Annotated in this window: 15 protein-coding genes; 12 read left to right on the plus strand and 3 right to left on the minus strand. The window is 66.3% G+C overall.

Annotated features, from left to right (window positions below; translation table 11 throughout):
* Positions 1-53 precede the first annotated feature (53 nt).
* The 9 genes from smc to F618_RS16410 all read left to right on the plus strand — a co-directional run bounded on the left by smc (position 54) and on the right by F618_RS16410 (position 13,159).
* Positions 54-3,548 carry a chromosome segregation protein SMC gene (gene smc / locus F618_RS0112355; RefSeq protein WP_019568744.1) on the plus strand — a complete coding sequence of 1,165 codons (3,495 nt, stop codon included), beginning with the start codon at positions 54-56 and terminating at the stop codon, positions 3,546-3,548.
* Positions 3,549-3,587: 39 nt separating this feature from the next.
* Positions 3,588-4,805: a cell division protein ZipA C-terminal FtsZ-binding domain-containing protein gene (locus F618_RS0112360; RefSeq protein WP_019568745.1), complete on the plus strand. Its 1,218-nt coding sequence runs from the start codon at positions 3,588-3,590 to the stop codon at positions 4,803-4,805.
* Positions 4,802-6,892, plus strand: a complete 2,091-nt coding sequence (ligA, locus tag F618_RS0112365; RefSeq protein ID WP_019568746.1) for an NAD-dependent DNA ligase LigA — start codon at positions 4,802-4,804, stop codon at positions 6,890-6,892. The genes F618_RS0112360 and ligA overlap by 4 nt, the downstream gene beginning before the upstream one ends.
* 156 nt (positions 6,893-7,048) lie before the next feature.
* Positions 7,049-7,504, plus strand: coding sequence for a transposase (locus tag F618_RS0112370; RefSeq protein ID WP_019563822.1), 456 nt, complete (start codon positions 7,049-7,051; stop codon positions 7,502-7,504).
* Positions 7,505-7,805: 301 nt separating this feature from the next.
* Entirely contained in the window at positions 7,806-9,707 is a 1,902-nt protein-coding gene (locus F618_RS0112375) for a nucleoside-diphosphate sugar epimerase/dehydratase (RefSeq protein WP_026331226.1), read from the plus strand.
* A gap of 229 nt (positions 9,708-9,936) precedes the next feature.
* Complete coding sequence (locus F618_RS0112380) at positions 9,937-11,103, plus strand: nucleotide sugar dehydrogenase (RefSeq protein ID WP_019568748.1); 1,167 nt, start codon at positions 9,937-9,939, stop codon at positions 11,101-11,103.
* Positions 11,104-11,502: 399 nt separating this feature from the next.
* Entirely contained in the window at positions 11,503-11,748 is a 246-nt protein-coding gene (locus F618_RS0112385; RefSeq protein WP_018950448.1) for a DUF6364 family protein, read from the plus strand.
* Positions 11,745-12,146 (plus strand): PIN domain-containing protein, encoded by a 402-nt coding sequence (locus tag F618_RS0112390; protein ID WP_019563919.1) that lies wholly within the window; start codon positions 11,745-11,747, stop codon positions 12,144-12,146. The genes F618_RS0112385 and F618_RS0112390 overlap by 4 nt, the downstream gene beginning before the upstream one ends.
* Positions 12,147-12,697: 551 nt before the next feature.
* Positions 12,698-13,159, plus strand: a complete 462-nt coding sequence (locus tag F618_RS16410) for a type II toxin-antitoxin system Phd/YefM family antitoxin (RefSeq protein ID WP_231362683.1) — start codon at positions 12,698-12,700, stop codon at positions 13,157-13,159.
* A gap of 149 nt (positions 13,160-13,308) precedes the next feature.
* Here the strand turns inward: F618_RS16410 and F618_RS0112395 are convergent, their stop codons facing one another.
* The 3 genes from F618_RS0112395 to F618_RS0112405 are packed head-to-tail and all read right to left on the minus strand — an operon-like array spanning position 13,309 to position 17,116.
* Entirely contained in the window at positions 13,309-15,534 is a 2,226-nt protein-coding gene (locus F618_RS0112395) for a polysaccharide biosynthesis tyrosine autokinase (protein WP_019568749.1), read from the minus strand.
* A gap of 4 nt (positions 15,535-15,538) precedes the next feature.
* Positions 15,539-15,979 carry a low molecular weight protein-tyrosine-phosphatase gene (locus F618_RS0112400; protein WP_026330574.1) on the minus strand — a complete coding sequence of 147 codons (441 nt, stop codon included), beginning with the start codon at positions 15,977-15,979 and terminating at the stop codon, positions 15,539-15,541.
* A gap of 3 nt (positions 15,980-15,982) precedes the next feature.
* Complete coding sequence (locus tag F618_RS0112405) at positions 15,983-17,116, minus strand: polysaccharide export protein (RefSeq protein ID WP_019563922.1); 1,134 nt, start codon at positions 17,114-17,116, stop codon at positions 15,983-15,985.
* Between the two features lie 160 nt (positions 17,117-17,276).
* On the opposite strand from F618_RS0112405, the gene F618_RS0112410 reads away from it, so the two are divergent.
* The 3 genes from F618_RS0112410 (at position 17,277) to F618_RS16025 (ending at position 19,617) form a co-directional block, all read left to right on the plus strand.
* Complete coding sequence (locus tag F618_RS0112410) at positions 17,277-18,242, plus strand: IS5 family transposase (RefSeq protein WP_019568750.1); 966 nt, start codon at positions 17,277-17,279, stop codon at positions 18,240-18,242.
* 615 nt (positions 18,243-18,857) lie between these two features.
* Positions 18,858-19,157 (plus strand): nucleotidyltransferase domain-containing protein, encoded by a 300-nt coding sequence (locus tag F618_RS16020; protein WP_155998032.1) that lies wholly within the window; start codon positions 18,858-18,860, stop codon positions 19,155-19,157.
* A 301-nt stretch (positions 19,158-19,458) separates the two neighbouring features.
* A complete protein-coding gene (locus F618_RS16025; RefSeq protein WP_155998034.1) occupies positions 19,459-19,617 on the plus strand; it encodes a hypothetical protein in 159 nt (52 codons plus the stop codon).
* Positions 19,618-19,880: the final 263 nt, after the last annotated feature.

A 19,880-nucleotide genomic window follows, 5' to 3' on the forward strand; every position in this document is an offset into this window, starting at 1 on the left:
CTAAGCGTGTACCATTCTAACCCCGACTTTCCTGACCGCGGATAGCGCCGAACGTGCGACTCGCCCGAATCAAGCTGGCCGGCTTCAAGTCGTTCGTGGACCCGACCACACTCGTCCTCCCCGGCAACCGGGTGGGCGTGGTCGGGCCGAACGGCTGTGGCAAGTCCAATACCATCGACGCCGTGCGCTGGGTCATGGGCGAGTCCTCGGCCAAGCACCTGCGCGGGGACTCCAGCGAGGACGTCATCTTCAACGGCTCCTCCAGCCGCAAGCCGGTGGGGCAGGCCTCCATCGAGCTGGTGTTCGACAACTCCGACGGCCGTCTGGGCGGCGAGTACAGCGGCTACGGCGAGATCGCGGTCAAGCGCGCGCTGACCCGCGACGGCCAGTCCAAGTACTTCCTCAACGGCCAGCGCGCGCGCAAGCGCGACGTGGTCGACCTGTTCCTCGGCACCGGTCTGGGCCCGCGCAGCTACGCCATCATCGAGCAGGGCATGATCGCGCGGCTGATCGAGGCGCGCCCCGAAGAGCTGCGCGTCTACCTGGAAGAGGCGGCCGGTATCTCCAAGTACAAGGAGCGCCGCCGCGAGACCGAGAACCGGGTGCGCCATACCCGCGAGAACCTGGAACGCCTCGACGACGTGCGCGACGAGGTGTCCAAGCAGGCCGAGCGCCTGAACCGCCAGGCCGCGACTGCCGAGCGCTACCAGGCGCTGGCCGCCGAGCGCCGCCGCAAGCGCGCCGAGGCCATCCTGCTGCGCCTGCAGGCCCAGGAGCAGGAGACGGAGGCCAGCCGCGGCCGCCTGAACGACGCCGAGACCGCGTTGGCTGCGAGCCAGGCCGAGGCCCAAAAGGCGCAGACCGGCACCGAGCAGGCACGCCAGGAGCGGGTCGAGCTGGAGGCGGCCACCACCGAGGCACAAAGCGCCTATTACGATCGCGCCGCCGAGGTCTCGCGCCTGGAGCAGTCCATCCGCCATGCGGAGGACGAACTGGCGCGCGAACAGGCCGAACTGCGCCAGCTGGAAAGCCGCATCGAGGCCGCCGCCAGCGAGCACCAGGCGGTGGAGGCGCGCATCGCCCAGGCGGAACAGGAGAGCACGCAGCGTCAGGAGGCCGCCACGACCGCCGAGGGCGAGCGCGAACGCCTGGAGGCCGCCGCCGAAGGCGCCGAAACCGAATACCAGACCGCACGCGAGGCACTCACCGAATGGGAGCGCTCGCTCGCCGAGCCGCGCCAGAATGCCCAGCTCGCGCGCTCGCGCATGGACAATGTTGAGCAGCTGCTCAAGCGCGTCGCCCAGCGCCGGGAACGCGTGGAGGCCGAACGCGCGGCGCTGCCGCAGACCCATCCGGGCACCGAGGCCGACCGCCTGGACGCGGAGCTCACCGCGCTGCGCGAGCGCTTGCAGGGGCTGCAGGGCGAACGCGACCAGCAGCAGGCCGCGCTGGCCGATCTCGAACAGGCCCAGCGCGAGGAGCAGGACACCCTGCATGCCACCGAACGCGAGGCCCGCGAGGTCGCCGGGCGCCTGGCGGGGCTGGAGCACTTCGCCGGCGAGGACGACCCGCAGGAGACCCGCGCCCGCCGCGAGGCCTGGGCGCGCGAGCACGGGCTGGACCTGTCGCGCCCGCTGGTGCAGCAGCTGGAGGTGGCCGAGGGCTGGGATACCGCGGTGGAGATGGTGCTGGGCAGCTGGCTGGAGGCCGCCGTCACCGATCAACCAGAGACCGCGCAGGATCTCCCCGAAGCGATGCTGCGCCTGGTTGGCACGGGCCTGTCGCACACGCCGCAGGTGCCGGCGGGGCGCCTGGCCGGGCACGTGCAGGGCTCCCCGGTCGTCACCGCCTGGCTCGCCTTGGTGCATTGCGCGGAGGATGCCGACGCGGCGCGGGCGCGCCTGGCCACGCTGGGGCCGGGCGAGAGCGTGATCACCCCGGACGGCACCTGGCTGGGCCCGGGCTGGGTCGCTCATCGCACGCTGGAGGGTGGGGCCAGCGGTGCGGTGGCCCGCGTCCGCCTGGCGCGCGAGCTGCAGGAACGCCAGGAAGACCTGAACACCCAGGTGAGCCGGCTGCAGGCTGCGCTGGAAGAACGCAACGAGACCATCGCGGCCACCCGCGCCCGGCGCGAGGCGCTGGACGGGCAGATCCGCGAACAAAAGGCGCAGATCGAGGACCGTGAGCGCCGCGTGCAACGCCTGCGTGACCAGGCGCGGCAGCTGGAGCAGCAGCAGGAACGCATCGACCGCGAGTCGGGCGAGCTGGACGACGAGGCCGCGCGCGCCCGCGAGCAGTTCGCCGCCGCGGAGGCCGAACGCAACGGGGCCCTGACCCGCATCGAGACCCTGGAGGCCGACCGCGCCGCTCTGGAGGCGCGGGTCGAGGCCGCGCGCACGGCCCAGACGGGCGCCCGCGATGCGGTGCGCGCGGCGCGCGACACGGCCAACCAGGCGCGCATGGCCGAGCAGGAGGCGCGCCATCGCCTGGAACGCGAACAGAATGAACGCGGGCGACTGGAGCGCCAGCGCGAGGACGACGCCCAGCGCCGCGAGCGCCTGGCGCAGGGGCTCAGCGACCGCCAGGGCCCGCTGGAGCAGTGGCGCGCAGACCTGCAGACCGCGGCGGAACAGCGCCAGGCTGCCGAGGCCCGCCTGACCCAGGCGCGGGCGGACCTGGAGGCGTGCGACGCGCGGCTGCGCGAGCTGGCGAGCACCAGCACCGAGCTGGGCAACCGGGTCGAGGCGCAGCGTTCCACCTGCGAGGAGCTGCGCCTGGACCTGCGCGAACGTTCGGTGCAGATCGAACAGCTCAAGACCCAGTTCCAGGAATCCGGCTTCGCCTCCGAGGCCCTGGCGCCCGAACTACCGGAGGACGCGACCGTCCCCGCCTGGGAACAGGCGATCGGCGAACTGGATCGCAAGATCGAGAAGCTCGGACCGATCAACCTGGCGGCGATCGACGAGGCGCGCAGCCTGGAGGAACGTTCGCGCTACCTGGAGGAGCAGCACGCGGACCTGATCGAGGCGCTGGAGACCCTGGAGGCGGCGATGCACCGCATCGATCGCGAGACCCGGGCCCTGTTCAAGCAGACCTTCGACCAGGTGAATGCCGGGCTCGGGCACAAGTTCCAGCGCCTGTTCGGGGGCGGCGAGGCGCGGCTGGAGATGACCGGCGATGACCTGCTGGATACCGGGGTCACCATCATGGCGCGCCCGCCGGGCAAGCGCCTGTCGACCATCCACCTGATGTCCGGCGGCGAGAAGGCGCTCACCGCCTCGGCCCTGGTGTTCGCGATCTTCGAGCTGAATCCGGCGCCCTTCTGCATGCTGGACGAGGTGGACGCCCCACTGGACGAGGCCAACGTCGGCCGCTTCTGTGACCTGCTGCGCGAGATGTCGGAGCAGATCCAGTTCATCTTCATTACTCACAACAAGGCAACGATGGCCATGGCGGAACAGCTGATCGGCGTTACCATGCACGAGCCGGGCGTGTCGCGCCTGGTTAGCGTGGATATCGACGAGGCTGTGGAACTGGCCGAGGCCTGACCGTCGGTACCGGGATCAACGAGGTTTTTTGTGGATTGGATGCGTATCAGCCTGGTCATTTTGGGAATTGTCCTGATCGCGGGGATCTGGGCCGCCCATCGTCTGCGCGCGCGGGCGCAGCAGCGCGATATGGAGGACGATGCCGCGGACTGGGGCGACGAGGCCGTACATATCCGTGCCAGTGACGAGCCGGGCGACAAGCGCTGGTACGCGCCGGCCGAGCCCGGGGACTCCGCTGAACCGGAGGCCGGCTGGGGCGATCCGCTGGATACCGGCCGCAGCGTTCGCACCGGCGGCGCGCGCGAACCCGCGTTCGACGAGCCGCGCATCCCCGGCGCGGCGCGCGAGGAGCGCCACGAGCCACACCTCGGCGTGACCGCCAACGACGACGGGCCAGATCTGGAACCGGACTACGGCCGACGCGGTGAACGCGCCCAGGACATCTACGGCGTGCTGGACAGCGACGACGAGCCCACGCCGCCCCCGCCGCACGGGGCGTTCGAGCCGTCACCCGAGGATCGCCCGGCCCGGGCCTGGCGCAAGGGTTCGGCCAGCGCCCCGGTCGAGCGGGCTCGCGAGGCGTTCGGGGGGCTGGGTGCACGGCTGCGCTCCGGCATGGATCGCCTGCGTCCGGGCAAGCTCAAGCCCACGCGCGCCGATGACACCCTGGGCGAGCATCTGGATCCGGACCACGAGATGAACCCGGACCTGATCGAGCAACCGGCGCCGGATATGGAGACGCTGGGCGAATACGTGTCCGAGCCGCGCGTGGTTGGGCGCAATCCGAGGGCCGAACGTCGCCCGTCGGAGGAGAAGATCCTGCTGCTGCACGTGGTTGCGCCGCGCAACAAGCCGTTTACCGGCGTCGCCCTGGGTGCGGCAATGCAGCGCGCCGGCATGACCCCCGGCGAGATGGATATCTACCATTTCTTTGAACCGGAGACGGATGCGGGTGTGCCGCTCTTCTCCGCCGCCAACATGATCCCGCCCGGCACCCTGCGCGAGGAAGACCTGGCGGACATGATGACGCCCGGCGTCACGCTGTTTACCCAGGTGCATCGCAGCGCCGAGCCACAGCGCGCCTTCGAGGCGTTGCTGGAGCATGCCCACGTGCTGGCGCGCGATCTCGGCGGCAGCATCCTGGATGCCCAGCAGTCCACCGCGACCAACCAGACGCTGGCCTACATGCGCGAGGACCTGAGCGACTGGCTGCGCCGTCACCGCCCGGATGTGCTGCGCCGGCGGAGTACGCGGTGAGCCGGTCGGGTTCGCCTGCCTCGCAGGCTGGCTCGACGGATTCTCCGAAGACGCGCATCGACGCGCTGCGTCGCCAGATCGAGCATCACAACTACCGCTACTACGTGCTCGACGACCCCGAGGTCTCGGACGCCGAGTTCGACGCCCTGATGCGCGAGCTGGAGCAACTGGAGGCGGACCACCCGGAGCTTGTTACCCCTGATTCGCCCACCCAGCGCGTGGGCGCCACCCCGGCCGAGGGCTTTGCCACGGTCCGGCATCGCCTGCCGATGCTGTCGCTCGCCAACGGCTTCGAGGCGGACGCGATCCGCGACTTCGACCGCCGCGTGCGCGAGCGCCTGGCGAAACAGACTGGTGAGCCGGCGCGCGGCGAGGGCGCCGTCACCTACATGGCCGAGCCCAAGCTGGACGGCCTCGCCATCAGCCTGATCTACGAGAACGGCCGTCTGGTGCAGGCTGCCACCCGCGGCGACGGCGAGACCGGCGAGGACGTGACCGCGAACGTGCGCACCGTGCGCCCGATCCCGCTGCACCTGGGCGACCGCTTCACCGACGACGCCCCGCAGGTGCTGGAGGTGCGCGGCGAGGTCTTCATGCGCCGCGCCGATTTCGAGCGCCTCAACGCCGGGCTGGAGGCTGAAGGCCTGCGCGGCTTCATGAACCCGCGCAACGCCGCCGCCGGCAGCCTGCGCCAGCTGGACTCGAAGGTGACCGCGCGCCGCCCGCTCAGCTTCTTCGCCTACTCGGTGGGCTTCGTCGAGGGCGGGACCCTGCCGGATACCCAGTCCGGCACCCTGGACTGGCTGCAGGGCCTGGGCTTCCCGGCCTGCCCGGAGCGCGAGGTGCTGGAGGGGGTCGAGGCTTGCCTCGACTACTACGAGCACCTGGCCGCCCGCCGCGCGGGGCTGGACTACGAGATCGACGGCATCGTGTACAAGGTGGATGCCCTGGCCGATCAACAGCAGCTGGGCTTCGTTTCGCGCGCGCCGCGCTGGGCCATCGCCCACAAGTTCCCGGCGGAGGAGCGCACCACCACGCTGCGCAATGTCGAGTTCCGCGTCGGTCGCACCGGCGCGCTGACCCCGGTGGCGCGTCTGGAGCCGGTGCTGGTGGGTGGGGTGATGGTTAGCAACGCCACGCTCCACAACATGGACGAGATCGCGCGCAAGGACGTGCGCATTGGCGACCGCGTGATCGTGCGCCGCGCCGGCGACGTGATCCCCGAGGTGGTCGGCCGTGCCGGCGGCGAGCGCCCCACCGAGACGCGTGCCATCGAAATGCCCGCGGCCTGCCCCGAGTGCGACTCGCACATCGAGCGCACCGAAGGCGAGGTCGTCGCCCGCTGCACCGGCGGGCTGGTCTGCCCGGCGCAGCGGCGCGAGGCCCTCAAGCACTTCGTCTCGCGCCGCGCGATGGACATCGAGGGCTTCGGCGAGAAGATCATCGAGCAGCTGGCCGACGGTGGGATCGTGCAAAGCCCGGCGGATCTGTTCGCCCTGGATACCGAGCGCCTGGAAGCGCTGGAACGGGTCGGCCCCAAGCTTGCCGAGAACCTGGTCAACGCGCTGGAGCAGGCGCGCGAGACCACGCTGGCGCGCTTCATCTTCGCGCTGGGTATCCGCGAGGTGGGGGAGGTCACCGCCCGCAACCTGGCCGAATACTACGGCGACCTCGACACGCTGATGCAGGCCGATGCCGAGGCACTGCAGGAAGTCCCGGATGTCGGCCCCATCGTTGCCGAGCACATCGCCAACTTCTTCGCCGAGCCGCACAACCTGCAGGTGATCCGCGCCCTGCGCGAGGCCGGTGTGCACTGGCCCGACCCGCCCCGACGCGAGGCCGCGGAGGCGGGCGACGACGCGCCGCTGGCCGGCTGCACCTACGTCCTCACCGGCAGCTTCGACGCCATGACCCGCGACGAGGCCAAGGCCGCCCTCGAGGCCCGCGGCGCCAAGATCACCGGCTCCGTCTCCAAAAAGACCACCGCCGTCATCGCCGGCGCCGACCCCGGCTCCAAGGTCACCAAGGCCGAATCCCTCGACATCCCCATCCTCGGCCCCGACGACCTCGCCCAACTCCTAACCTGAGGCAATTTGGGCTGCCGCAATTTCACTGTGGGAGCGGGCCTCGCCCGCGAAGCGCCTGCCGGTGTTGGGCTTGGGCGGGAGGCATCCGCGGGCAAGGCCCGCTCCCACAAAGCTCGTTCCTGCAAGTAAGTGCTTCAACAAGTCAAGGAGGTTGGAATGCCACGGAAGGCACGAACGCACCGTCTGCGCCTCGGCCGTTTCAGCGAGCCGGGGCGGGTCTATCTGATCACCGCGGTCTGTTCTGATCGGCAAGCATGGTTTTCGCAATTCGACCAGGGTCGCTGCGTCGTTCATGCGTTGCGCGATCTGGAAGGCGCGGCGTCGACGCTCTGTTTCGTGGTCATGCCTGACCATGTGCACTGGCTGATGCAGTTGGAAGGGGGTGACCTCTCCAGTACCGTGCAAAAGCTCAAGAGTCTCACTACCCGCCGGATTGGGCGACTGCGGAGGTGCACGTGTCGAGTGTGGCAGAGCGGCTTCCATGACCGCGCGTTGCGCCGGGAAGAGGATCTCCAGGCGGTCGCCCGCTATGTGGTGGCGAACCCGCTGCGGGCAGGGCTGGTCGGCAATCTCGGTGATTACCCCCTGTGGGATGCGGCCTGGCTGGAGTAAGCGGCTGAACGGACTTTGGCGGGGGCTTCGCGGCCAGGGCCGCTCCCACAGTGAATGAGGCAGGGAGCGGGGATGGAGTCTGCTAGCGGTAGCGGCCCTGTGGGAGCGGGCTTGCCCGCGAAGCCCCTGCCAGCGTCGGTTGGTGGCAACACTCTCGGCCGTGAGTGCATTTTTATAACGGCTTGCTTATGCTCCGCACGCCGCGATGGAGAGCGGGTGCGTACACTTGCTGTAGTGTAATTCGGGCTGTTTTTGTGGACGGGGGAGTCGGGCGAGACATGCCGGAACGGTATTGCAGATCATGCTGAGGAAGGGCCTGGAAAGCTTGTTCAAGCTGCCGCGCTCGAAGAAGCGCTGGCTCATGGTGATGGCGGATACCGTCATGCTGCCGCTGGCGTTGTGGTCCGGCTTTGCGATCCGCCTGGCCGAGCCGTTCCCGCCGATCATGCTGGAGACCTGGTGGCTGTTCCCGCTGGTGGTCCTGGTCGGCATTCCGCTGTTTGTGAGGCTGGGGCTTTATCGGGCCGTGGTGCGGTTCATGGGATCGCGCACCATCTGGGCCGTGGGGTCCGGGGTGGTGGTTCTGGCGTTGGTGCTATGGACGGCCGCGATGCTGGGACGGGTCGAGGGCTTCCCGCGTTCGGTGCCGATCAATTTCGCGATCGTGGCCTTCATCTATGTCGGCGGCAGCCGCTTCCTGGTGCGCACGTGGTATCGCTCGATCATCGAGGCGGGCGCGGGTGCCGAGCCGGTGGTGGTGTTCGGGGCGGGCGAGGCCGGCGTGCAGCTCCTGTCCGGGCTCAAGGCCGGGGGCCGGTTTCGAGTGGTCGCCTTCGTGGACGAGGATCGCAGCCTGCAGGGGAGTTCGATCGACGGGATTCCCGTCCATAGTCCGGACTGTCTGGAGCGCTTTGTGTCGCGTTTTCGGGTCAAGCGGATGCTCCTGGCCATCCCGTCCGCGACGCGCCAGGAACGCCGGCGCATCCTGGAACAGCTGGAACCGCTTCCGGTGTACGTGCAGACGGTCCCGTCGATGGAGTCGGTGGTTTCCGGGCATGCGAGCCTGGAACAGCTGGAAGATGTTGACATCGCCGATCTTCTCGGGCGCGACCCGGTACCCCCGGACCCCGAGCTGCTGACCTGCAGCGTGCACGGGCGGGTGGTGATGGTGACCGGCGCGGGCGGTTCCATTGGCTCCGAGCTGTGCCGGCGCATCATCCGTCTGGAGCCGGCGGCGCTGATCCTGTTCGAGCGCAACGAGTTCGCGCTCTACAGCATCGAGCGCGAGCTGCAGGAGTACTCGGCGCAACTGGAGCAGTGCCCGGCCATCCACGCGGTCCTGGGCTCGGTGGCCAATGCGCGGCGTGTGGCCTCTGTTCTGGCGGAATACGGCGTACAAACGCTGTACCACGCCGCGGCCTACAAGCATGTGCCGATCGTCGAGGCCAACCTGATCGAGGGCGTGCGTAACAATGTCTTCGGTACCGCCGCGCTCGCGGAGGCAGCGCTCAATGCCGGGGTGGACCGCTTTATCCTGATCTCCACCGACAAGGCTGTGCGCCCCACCAACGTCATGGGGGCCACCAAGCGCCTGGCCGAGATGGTCCTGCAGGATCGCGCCCGCGAGCAGCGCGGGACCATCTTCAGCATGGTGCGCTTTGGCAACGTGCTGGGCTCGTCTGGCTCCGTGGTGCCGCTGTTCCACCAGCAGATCCGCGATGGCGGCCCGGTGACGGTGACCCATCCGGAGATCACGCGCTACTTCATGTCCATCCCCGAGGCGGCCGAACTGGTGATTCAGGCCGGCGCCATGGCCGAGGGCGGCGAGGTCTATGTGCTAGACATGGGCGAGCCGGTCCGCATCGTGGACCTGGCGCGGCGCATGATCCACCTGCATGGGCGTCAAGTGAAGGAAGACGGCGTGCCCGAAGATGGTGTGGAGATCGTATTCACCGGCCTGCGTCCGGGCGAAAAGCTCTACGAGGAGCTGCTGATCGGCGACAACGTCCAGGCCACAGGCCATCCGCGGATCATGCGCGCACGCGAGGACTGCGTATCGGCGAAGGACCTGCACGCAGCCCTCAATCAGCTGGACCAGGCCGACCACGACATGGACACCGAGCGGGCCTGCCGCACCATCTGCGCTGTAGTACACGAGTACGCCCCGGCCAATCACCCACCGCAGGAACGCGTGGCGGGGTAAGGCGGGCGTTAACCTTTCGTGCCCCCGATCGCATCATTGTTCATGGAGCCCCAGTATCCTCGGGCGCTGGGCAAACGTGCCAGCGCCCCTGTAGGAGCCTGCTCGCAGGCGAAGCCCCTGCCCGCGCCGGCCTTTGGCAGGGGCTTCGCCGTCAAGGCGGCTCCTACGGGGCTCGGACGCACGGCCGACGAACTTGGCTACACAGATTGCAACAGGAAGGAAACCAGGAATGAAAATCGCAGTCGCCGGAACCGGCTACGTCGGGCTCTCCAACGCCGTCCTGCTCGCGCAGAACCACGAGGTCGTAGCGCTCGACGTGGTGCCGGAGAAGGTCGAGCAGATCAACCGCAAGCACTCCCCGATCATCGACGCCGAGATCGAGGACTTCCTGGAAAACCACGCGCTGAACCTCAAGGCCACGCTGGACAAGCAGGAGGCCTACGCGGACGCGGACTTCGTGATCATCGCCACGCCGACGGACTACGACCCGCAGACCAACTACTTCAACACCGCCACCGTGGAGTCGGTCATCCGCGACGTGCTGACGATCAATCCGCATGCGGTGATGGTCATCAAGTCCACCGTACCGGTCGGCTACACGCGCGAGATCAAGGCGCAGCTGGAGACCGACAACATCCTGTTCTCGCCGGAGTTCCTGCGCGAGGGCCGGGCGCTGTACGACAACCTGCACCCCTCCCGGATCATCGTCGGCGAGCAGTCCGAGCGGGCCGAGACCTTCGCCCGGCTGCTGGCGGAAGGCGCGATGGACGACGATATCCCCATGGTCTTCACGCACTCGACCGAGGCCGAGGCGATCAAGCTGTTCGCCAATACCTACCTGGCCATGCGCGTGGCGTATTTCAACGAGCTGGACAGCTACGCCGAAGCCAACGGCCTGGATACGCGCCAGATCATCGAGGGCGTGTGCCTGGATCCGCGCATCGGCAGCCACTACAATAACCCGTCGTTCGGTTTTGGCGGCTATTGCCTCCCGAAAGACACCAAGCAGCTGCTGGCCAACTACGACGAGGTCCCGAACAACATCATCAAGGCCATTGTTGACGCCAATCGCACGCGCAAGGACTTTGTTTCCGACGCGATCATCAAGCGTCAGCCAAAGGTCGTCGGCATCTACCGCCTGGTGATGAAGAGCGGCTCCGACAACTTCCGCGCCTCCGCCATCCAGGGCGTGATGAAGCGCATCAAGGCCAAGGGCATCGAGGTCGTCGTCTACGAGCCGGAGCTCCCCGATGACGAGTTCTACCACTCCCGCGTCATCCGCGACCTGGACGAGTTCAAGCACGTGTCGGACGTCATCGTCGCGAACCGCATCACCGACGACCTCCGCGACCAGACCGACAAGATCTACACCCGCGACCTCTTCAACAACGACTGACCCTTGCCCCTGTCCTGCCCACGCGCAGGAGGTGCATGTGGGAGCGAGCCCGCCCGCTCCCACAATTCAAGGACGAGCCCGACCGGCACTTAACCCGACCTCGTGATCCCCGCCGAAGGCCACCGGCCTCTCTCGTCATCCCGGCCGGACCGAAGCCACCATGCCCGTCATCCCGGCCGCAGCGAAGCGTAGAGCCGGGATCTCCAGCGGTGGGGGCACCCGAACGTGCGAGATCCCGGATAACCGCTGCGCGGTTTCCGGGATGACGAGGGGGTGGCGCGGTTTCCGGGATGACGAGGGGGCGCATGATCGCGCGTGCTGCCGTGTGTTTTTGGTCCGGAGGTGATCGTGCCGTACAATGCTTCGATCTCTGCCATACAGTCCTGGGAGGCAGGTCGCATGGAACACGAAACGACCAAGGTCACCGTCCGCTTGCCTAAGCAGGACGTCGAGTTCGCGAAGGCCTATGCCAAAGCGCATGGGATCACCATGACCGAAGTGATCGACCGTCACCTGCGCCGTCTTCGGGCGCTCGAGCGCCATGCACCCAGTGCAGAGCTGGACGCGATTACCGGGCTTCTCCCTCCTGACCTGGACGCGGAACAGGCGTACCGCGACCATCTGCTGGAAAAGCACCGCTCGTGATCATGCTCGACCTCAATGTCCTGCTGGACGTGCTGCAAAAGCGGGAGCCGCACTACCGAGTATCGGCAGCGGTACTGGAGCAGGTGATTCACGGTGAAGGGCCAGGAGCCCTGAGTGCTCATGCGGCCACCACCATCTATTACCTAGTGGGGAGGTATGTCGGCCGCGACGCCGCCGAACAGGCACTAGGGTGGCTTCTCAAGAATCTTCACGTGTGTTCGGTGGGGCGCGACGAACTCGAACGGGCGCGTTCTCTCGGTTGGTCGGATTTCGAAGACGCGGTGGTGGCAGCTGCCGCTGAACGTGCCGCCTGCTCCTGCATCGTCACGCGCAACGTCAAAGATTTCGCAGCCTCGCCCGTGCCTGCTCTCACGCCACAGGAGTTCCTCCTGCGCTAAACATCGTCCCGGCCGTACGCTAGCCCGGCCCGTCATCCCGACCGTAGCTCACCCACCACTCCCGTCATCCCGGCCGAAGCGAAGCGTAGAGCCGGGATCTCCAGCGGCGGGGGCGCCCGAACGTGCGAGATCCCGGATAACCGCTGCGCGGTTTCCGGGATGACGGTGGGATGGTGCGGTTTCCGGGATGACGGTGGGGTGGTGCGGTTTCCGGGATGACGATGGTTGGAGCGGTTTTCCGGGATGACGGAACTCGGGGAAGTGCGGAGCTCGGAGTGACGAGGCCGGGCACGGTTGCGGGGTCGACCAGGGGCAGGGCGCAAGCGCAACCCGGAACACCCTGTGGGAGCGAGCTTGCTCGCGAAGATTCGGCCAAGGGACCCAGCCCCAAACATCTATCCAGGCGTGCAGGGCGGCTTTCTCAAAAAGGGGGTCCAGAAGGCGGCGGAGGACAGCCTACTCACAAACCGCAGATGGTCGGACGAAAGGCTTCGCCCTGAAATGGTTCGGCGTGTACAAATATTGTGTACACATTGGATTCGAGGTCCGATATGAAAGAGGTCAGCGTCCGCGAGGCGCGCGAACAGCTCGCGAGCATCCTGAAAGAGGTGGCGCAGGGCCAGGAGGTCAGTATTCTGCGCCGGGGTCGGCGCGTGGCCCGTGTCGTTCGGCCCGCGGCCGATCCGCCAAGGTTCCGTTCCCGGGCCGAGTTGCGGCAGAGCCTGCCGCCGACACGGTTCGCGAAGTACAAGACACCGAGCGTGGCGGATGTTCTCTGCGGCTACCGGCGCATTCCTGCCTTTTGCCGCAGCGAACCCGCCAGCGACGCTAACGTATCACTCTCCTCGCCCAAGAGGCGTTCGGTCATCAGTGAACGTGTGCGCGTCGAGTTGCCGGCCGTGGCTGTGGACTCGCGGCGTAATCGGAGTGGGTTGGGGGGGCTGAGAGCCTCGTGTGCGCAGAGGATTAACCGTTGCCTCTTGGGGCGTGTCTCGTTTCGCCCGGGAGGGTGAGCGGGGCCACTCCCGAGCGGCTTGGTTGGCTGCGCGACCTGTGGTCACCTTGTCCTTCGGGCTGGCCGCGCGGATGACGGTGCCGCGCTTCGGCCCGTTGGTGGCAGCCCCGGCTCGGACGTCTGAAGGGAACCGTCCAATTTGGGCGATTACGCTTCGCGTTGCTCGGTGCCGCTGGATTTGTAGGAGTAGTGGTAGTAGCCGTATCCGTAGTTTGTGGAGGCGGTGAACTCAACCGCATTCAGGATTGCGCCGCGCGTTTCGATTCCCGCCGATTCGAGTCGGCGTCGAGCGGCGGCGATTTCGCGCACGGGGTTTTGCTGGAAACGCACAACCATTAGCGTGGTGGCGCATTGGCGGCCCACAATGCTCGCATCCGTCACCGCCAGAATCGGCGGGGTATCCACGAGGACAAGATCGTAGCGCTCGCTGGCAAGGCGCAGGAACTCGCTGAAACGCTCGCTCATTAGCAGTTCGGCGGGGTTGGGTGGGGCACTGCCGCGGCCAACGTACGCCAAGCCGTCGACATCCGTTGAACGGGTGATGTCGTCGACACTGGCACGCCCGGAGAGCATATCCGAAAGCCCGCCTTCGGTGGGGTCGCCAAAGGTTTGATGCGCATGGCCCTTGCGTAGGTCCGCGTCCACAACAAGCACTTTCTGGCCGCCCTGCGCGCAGACAGCGCCCAAGTTCAGCGTGACGAAGCTCTTGCCAATGTTGGGACTGGGCCCGGTGATGGCGATCCGATTGTTGGACGCCTCGAGCATGCCAAAGTGCAGGCTGGTGCGAAGGCCGCGCAAGGCCTCGATGGCCTGATCACCCGGGGCGACCTGTGCCAGGAGTGCCTGGCGCCCGCTTTCGTGCCGACCGGATCGTTTGCGCTTCACCTGGCGGAGCAGCTTTTCCTGTTCCTGCGAGCGCGGGATGCTGGCGTAAACCGGAATATCGATCGCCTCGATTTCTTCCTGACTCTCGACACCCCGATTCACCAGCCCGCGAAGTAGAACCAAGCCCACTGCGAGGATGACGCCCAGCACCGTGGACGAGGCCACGATCACGGAGCGCTTGGGTTCGACAGGGCCGGGCGAGACGGCTGCATCGTCGAGAATGCGCACGTTACCCACGGTGCTGGCCTGCGCGATCCTCATTTCCTGCATGCGATTGAGTAGTTGCACGTAGATGGCCTGGTTGACCTCCACGTCGCGGCTCAAGCGCAGGATTTGTTGCTGGGTCTCCGGTAGGTCGGCCACCTGTTCGTTCAACCGGGCCCGCTCCTGGTCCAGACTCGAACGCTTCTCCAGCAATGCAGCGTAAGTGGGATGGCTGGGCGTGTAGCGTCGAGCAATCTCCGCCTCTTGGAATTCCAGTTCGTTGAGCTGCCTTTCCAGATTCACCAGGCGTTCGAGCACCGACCGCGTCTCCTGGGACAAGTCCACGCTATCGCGTTCGGTGCGATAGGCATTGAGTACGTCTTCGGCCTCGCGCAGCTGTTCGCGGACCCGCGGAACTTGCTCGTCGAGAAATTCGAGGCTCTGTTCTGCCTCGGCCGACTGACGCTGGACGTTCTGCAAAAGAAAGATTTCGCTGATCGCGTTCAGCGAACGTTGTGCCTGTTCCGGCTCGGGGCTCGTCAGCGTCATGTGGAACACGCCGCTGTCTCCACGTGCACTCACCTCAAACCGATTCCGCAGCGAGTTGATCGCGGAAAGGCGTGGTTGACGCACCAGGTTGAAACGCGCGCGGGGCGCCGCGTCGAGCTCACTAACCCGTAGCGCAAGGCCGCCATCCATGAACTCGGCATCCTCGCCCACGGAGCCTTCTCCCAGTGCCTCGTCCCCGAGGAACAAGCGATACTGGTCGGGTTCGATGACTTCCAGAGTGAAGGTTCGTCCCTCCAGCGCGTGCACCACACGCAGATTGGCGACCTCCAGAGACTCACCGGCCCAGACGCTCGACCCGGCCCAATCCGGACGTTCCCAGCCTCGGCGCACCAGAAAATCACCGACGATCGGGAGCCGATGGGGATGCACAACCACTTCCAGTTGTTCCCGCTCCACGACCCGGCCCAGCACCATGCGCGAGCGCAGAATCTCGAGCTCGGCCTCCGCGCGCGGTTCCTGCCCCAGCATGTCGCGCATGTCCGACAAGGGGTTGCTCACGCCGCCGCGCTGTTCAACCTGGACTAGAGCATCGGCCTGAAAGATCGGCGTGGAAAGCAGTGCATAGGCGGCCCCCCCCAACATGAAAAGCGCGGTGATCCCGGCGATCCACCACTTGTGATCGAGAAGCAGCCCAAAAAGGCGGCCGAGATCGATTTCGTCGTCGGGGCTGGCGGCAGCGGGTGCACGCGATGTGTTGGATACGGGATCAGTCATGAATTCACCTCAGGCGCTGCGCCCATCGCTCGCCCGCTTCCATCAGCAGGGCGTGCACTTCTACAAAGACTTCGTGGCTTTTTCCGTAAGGGTCGGGGATATCCTGCCCCTGGCCGTCATTCAGCCAGTGACCGAAGCGCATGGTTTTGCCAAGCGCCTCGGGGCGCTGACGGCCGATCGCCTGGCGCTGGCCATCGCTCATCACCAGAATCAGGTCGGCCCCCTGCAGCATGACGGGCTCTAGCTGACGTGCACGATGGGCGGACAGATCCAGGCCGTCGGCCTCGGCCAGTGCACGTGCGCTAGGATCGGCTTCATGGCCGACCAGAGCGCCAAGGCCGGCCGATTCCACGGTTCGCCCAGGCACGCGAGCACGCAATAAGGCCTCTCCCACCGGGCTACGACAAATATTGCCGGTGCAAAGGACCAGGACGTGATCAAACATCGGTCAGAAATCGTCCGAAAGATTGCGGAGGTCGCGGGTGGTTCGAGTGGTCTGCTGGATGGCGATCGCCGAGGGCAGCAGTTGATTGATCAGGCGATTCCAGCGCCCCAGAGGGGTCGTTGTGACGTAAACGATATCCAGTGGTTCCAGCTCGAACTCGACCCCCAGCATCAGCGAGGCCGCGTGGCGGGCATCCAACTGGTACACCGTTGCCAGCTTCTCGCTCTCCGGCGTCGCCTGGCGGATCACGAAGATCCCGCTGGCATCGGCCCGGGCCTCCTGGAAGCTGCCGGCCTCGGTGAGGGCGTCCACCAGCGTCATCGGCCCGCGGCCGAGCGCGAGCCGCTGGGGGGCGCCCACTTCACCCATCACAAACACCTGTTGACCGGCTGTATCCGGGATATGCAGTACATCGCCATCCCGCAGTAGTCGATTCTGTGCCAGCTCGCCGCGCGCCAGCATGTCGTACACCGACAGGCGTATATCCTCACCGTCGCGCGTCAGGCGCGCATCGTGCCAGTTTGCATCTTCCGTGAGTCCGCCGGCCTCGCCGATGGCGTCCAGCAGGGTAAGGGGAATCTGCGTGATGGGTTGGCGCCCGGGCTCGCGCACCTCCCCGGTTACCTGGACCTTTTGCGAGTTGAATTGCGCCACGCGCACCTCGACCTGGGGTCGGGTCACATAGGCCGCCAGTTCCCGGGCAACGATATCGCGCACCTCCGATACCGTCAGTCCCTCGACCCGCACCCGCCCAACGAACGGGTAGAAGATCGATCCATCGCTGTGAACCAGATTGCCGGACTCGGCAGCGGATCGTTCGGCACCGGCCGGAATCGTCAATTCAGGGTGTTCGTACACAATGATGCTGAGGATGTCACCACGACCAATGCGGTAGTTGTACTGGTCGACTTCATCCTCGAGCGTTTCGCTGGCGCGGCGTAACCCCGGTTCGACAGTGAGGCGGGCTTGCGTGCGAATCAGGTCGAGGGTGATCGGCTTGATGTCCACGAGCTCGTCGATCGGTGGCGCGTCAGTGCGTTCGCCGATGTGCGCCCCAGGCGCATGCGCGCAACCCGCGAGTGCCGCAAGGCTGGTCATTGCCAGCATTACTGTCGCCACCTTGCGAAACTGCATCATATAGCCACCATCCTGGATCCGTCCGCGAGCTGGGGAATTCCCCCAGCTTGGCATTAAAAAACGCATTGTTAGGGAAACACTGATTTAATCCGCCGTGGGTCCCGCCCGCCTGGCGGGTTTGGGATAATGGCGCCAGGTTTCCTGCCCGAGGTGATGGCCGATGTCCCAGCGCAGCTTTTCCGATCTCGAGTACTCCGCCAAGCGCAAGCAGACGCGGCGCGACCGCTTTCTGGGGGAGATCGATGCGATCACGCCCTGGGCGGCGCTGGTGGAGGCGATCGAGCCGCACTACCCGAAGGGGAAGCGGGGTCGTCCGCCGATTGGTCTGGAACGGATGCTGCGGCTGTACGTGGTCCAGCAGTGCTTCAACCTGTCGGATGAAGGGATCGAGGATGCGGTCTACGACAGCCAGGCGATCCGGGGGTTTGTCGGGATCGACCTGAGCCGCGAAGACGCGCCGGATGCCACCACACTGCTGCAGTTCCGCCGGCTGCTGGAACAGCACAACCTGACCCAGATCATCTTCGACCGGATCAACGCCCATCTGCAGCAGCGGGGTCTGATGCTGCGCGAGGGCACGGTGGTGGACGCCACCTTGATCGCGGCCCCGCCGTCGACCAAGAACCGGGAGAAGGCGCGGGATCCGGAGATGCACCAGGCGAAGAAGGGCAACCAGTGGTATTTCGGGATGAAGGCGCATATCGGGGCCGATGTCGTCACCGGCCTGGTTCACACCGTGAAGGGCACGGCGGCGAACGTCTCCGATGTATCGCAGGTGCCGGAACTGCTCCACGGCGAGGAAGCCAGCCTGCATGGCGATGCCGGTTACATCGGTGCGGAGAAACGCCTGAACGGGCATCGTCCGGAGACGCACATCGCGCGCAAGCGCGGCACGGTACGCGCAATGCAAGACGGCCCGGAACGCGATCAGGTGCGGGCCGATGAACGACAGAAGGCCCAGTTGCGTTCGATCGTGGAGCATCCGTTCCATGTGCTGAAGAACCTGTTCGGGTATCGCAAGGTGCGTTACCGGGGCCTCAAGAAGAACACCGCGCAGCTGCACAGCCTGTTCGCCCTGGCGAACCTGTACCGTGCGCGACGATGGGGACTCCTGCCGCAGGGGTAGTGTGTCCGCAGGACCGGAAATCGCCCCTGTAACCGCCAAAAACGGCGGTTACAGGGGCCCAGGCCGGCCGTAATGGCCCCAGTGCCCTTCCAAAAACGCTTCGGCGGGGCACCGAGCCGGATGCAGGCCCATTGATCAGTGTTTCCTTAGAGGGGAAGCCGCGCGCACGGCGGCGGCAAATGATACCGGGCCAAGCCCTGCGTTACCAGCAGGAACTGGCCGTGCGGGGTGCGGAGAAGCGCAACCGACGCGGCGTCGTGAGCTGCATCAAGATGACTCGGCCGCGTCGACCATTCGAAGCAATCGGGGCGGCCAAATGGCCTCAAAACAGTGTAAAAGAACTTGACTTCTGTTGCCTGGGCCCGGCCGCCATGGAGGCGCGCAACGCCGAGTGCGCTGCGCCCGGTTCGTCCGGCAGGACTGGCCGAATAACGAGCTGCGGCTGATGCGAATGGCGCTTCAGCAAGGCCATCTCACCGGCAAGAAGCGATTCCTGGACGAGGCCGAGTCATGGCCGCTGTTGCGTCGCCCGCTTGAAATCGGCAGCCTCGCGGTTGCCTACGGCACGGACCCACCATTGGGCCGCGACTACGCGACTGGCTTACAACCAAAGGTATGCGTCTGAGTCCCGTACACGTAAAGGGGATCCACGAGGTGGTGCGCCGCGAATGCGGCTCCAGCGCCCATGTTCGGCTATTTGGCTCACGGCTGGACGATGTGTGGCGAGGCGGCGATGTCGACGTGCTGGTCGAACTCGACGCACCCGTCGAACGCCTGGCCGTGCTTTCCGCGCGTCTCTCTACCATGCTCAGCCGCCAGCTCCAGGAGCGTGCAGTGGATGTCGTCCTCTCCGCGCCGAACATTACCCGGAGCCCGGTCCATCACACTGCGGAAAAAGAAGGACGGCTTCTGTGAAGATTGAGCCGGAACAGCTTGGGCGTCTGCAGTTTCTCGTGCCTGTCGTCCAGCGTGAGCAAAAGCATCTTCTAACCATCGACCAGCGCGTATTCAACGAGCCGTCCACCCCAGCGCGTGCGCGCGATCTCCCCGAGAACGTCGACGAAGCCGAACGGGTACATGGAGGCGTGTCTCCCTTGGCGACAAGCGGCTTCCGCTCTACCCGGAAGCTCGCGGCGAGCACCTCGGCACAGCCATCGACAACCTCGACTGAGCGGAGAAGCTGGGGCGGATTCCCTCCAGCGACGACTGGCTGGCCATGCGAAAACTGCGCAACCCGATGGTGCCCGAATACATCGAGGATTCGGCCAGCCTGGCCGACGCCCTACAAGCCGGCCACCAATTCGTGCCCACGTTGACGACAGTCGTTAATGCGTTCCGCGCCGATATACGCGAGCGCGGCTGGGCAAGCGCGTAGACATCATGGATTGACCTGCCCGACCTCGAGAGCGTGGGTTATGTTTTCGGGGTTGGGATAACCACCTTCAACACAGAGCCATTATCGAGGGGGCAGGTCATGAATGAGTTTATCGCGGAAGGGGTGAAGGATGCAGGCCCGGTGACGGGGCAGGCCGGGGTGAAGCGAGTGCTCGAGCAAGCGAGCAACGTCTACGGTGCCTACATCGGGCTGGACGTGCATAAGGAGACGATTGCGGTGGCGGTGGCCGAGTGCGGTCGTGG

This window comes from Thioalkalivibrio sp. ALMg13-2 (assembly GCF_000381185.1).
Lineage (GTDB): Bacteria > Pseudomonadota > Gammaproteobacteria > Ectothiorhodospirales > Ectothiorhodospiraceae > Thioalkalivibrio > Thioalkalivibrio versutus.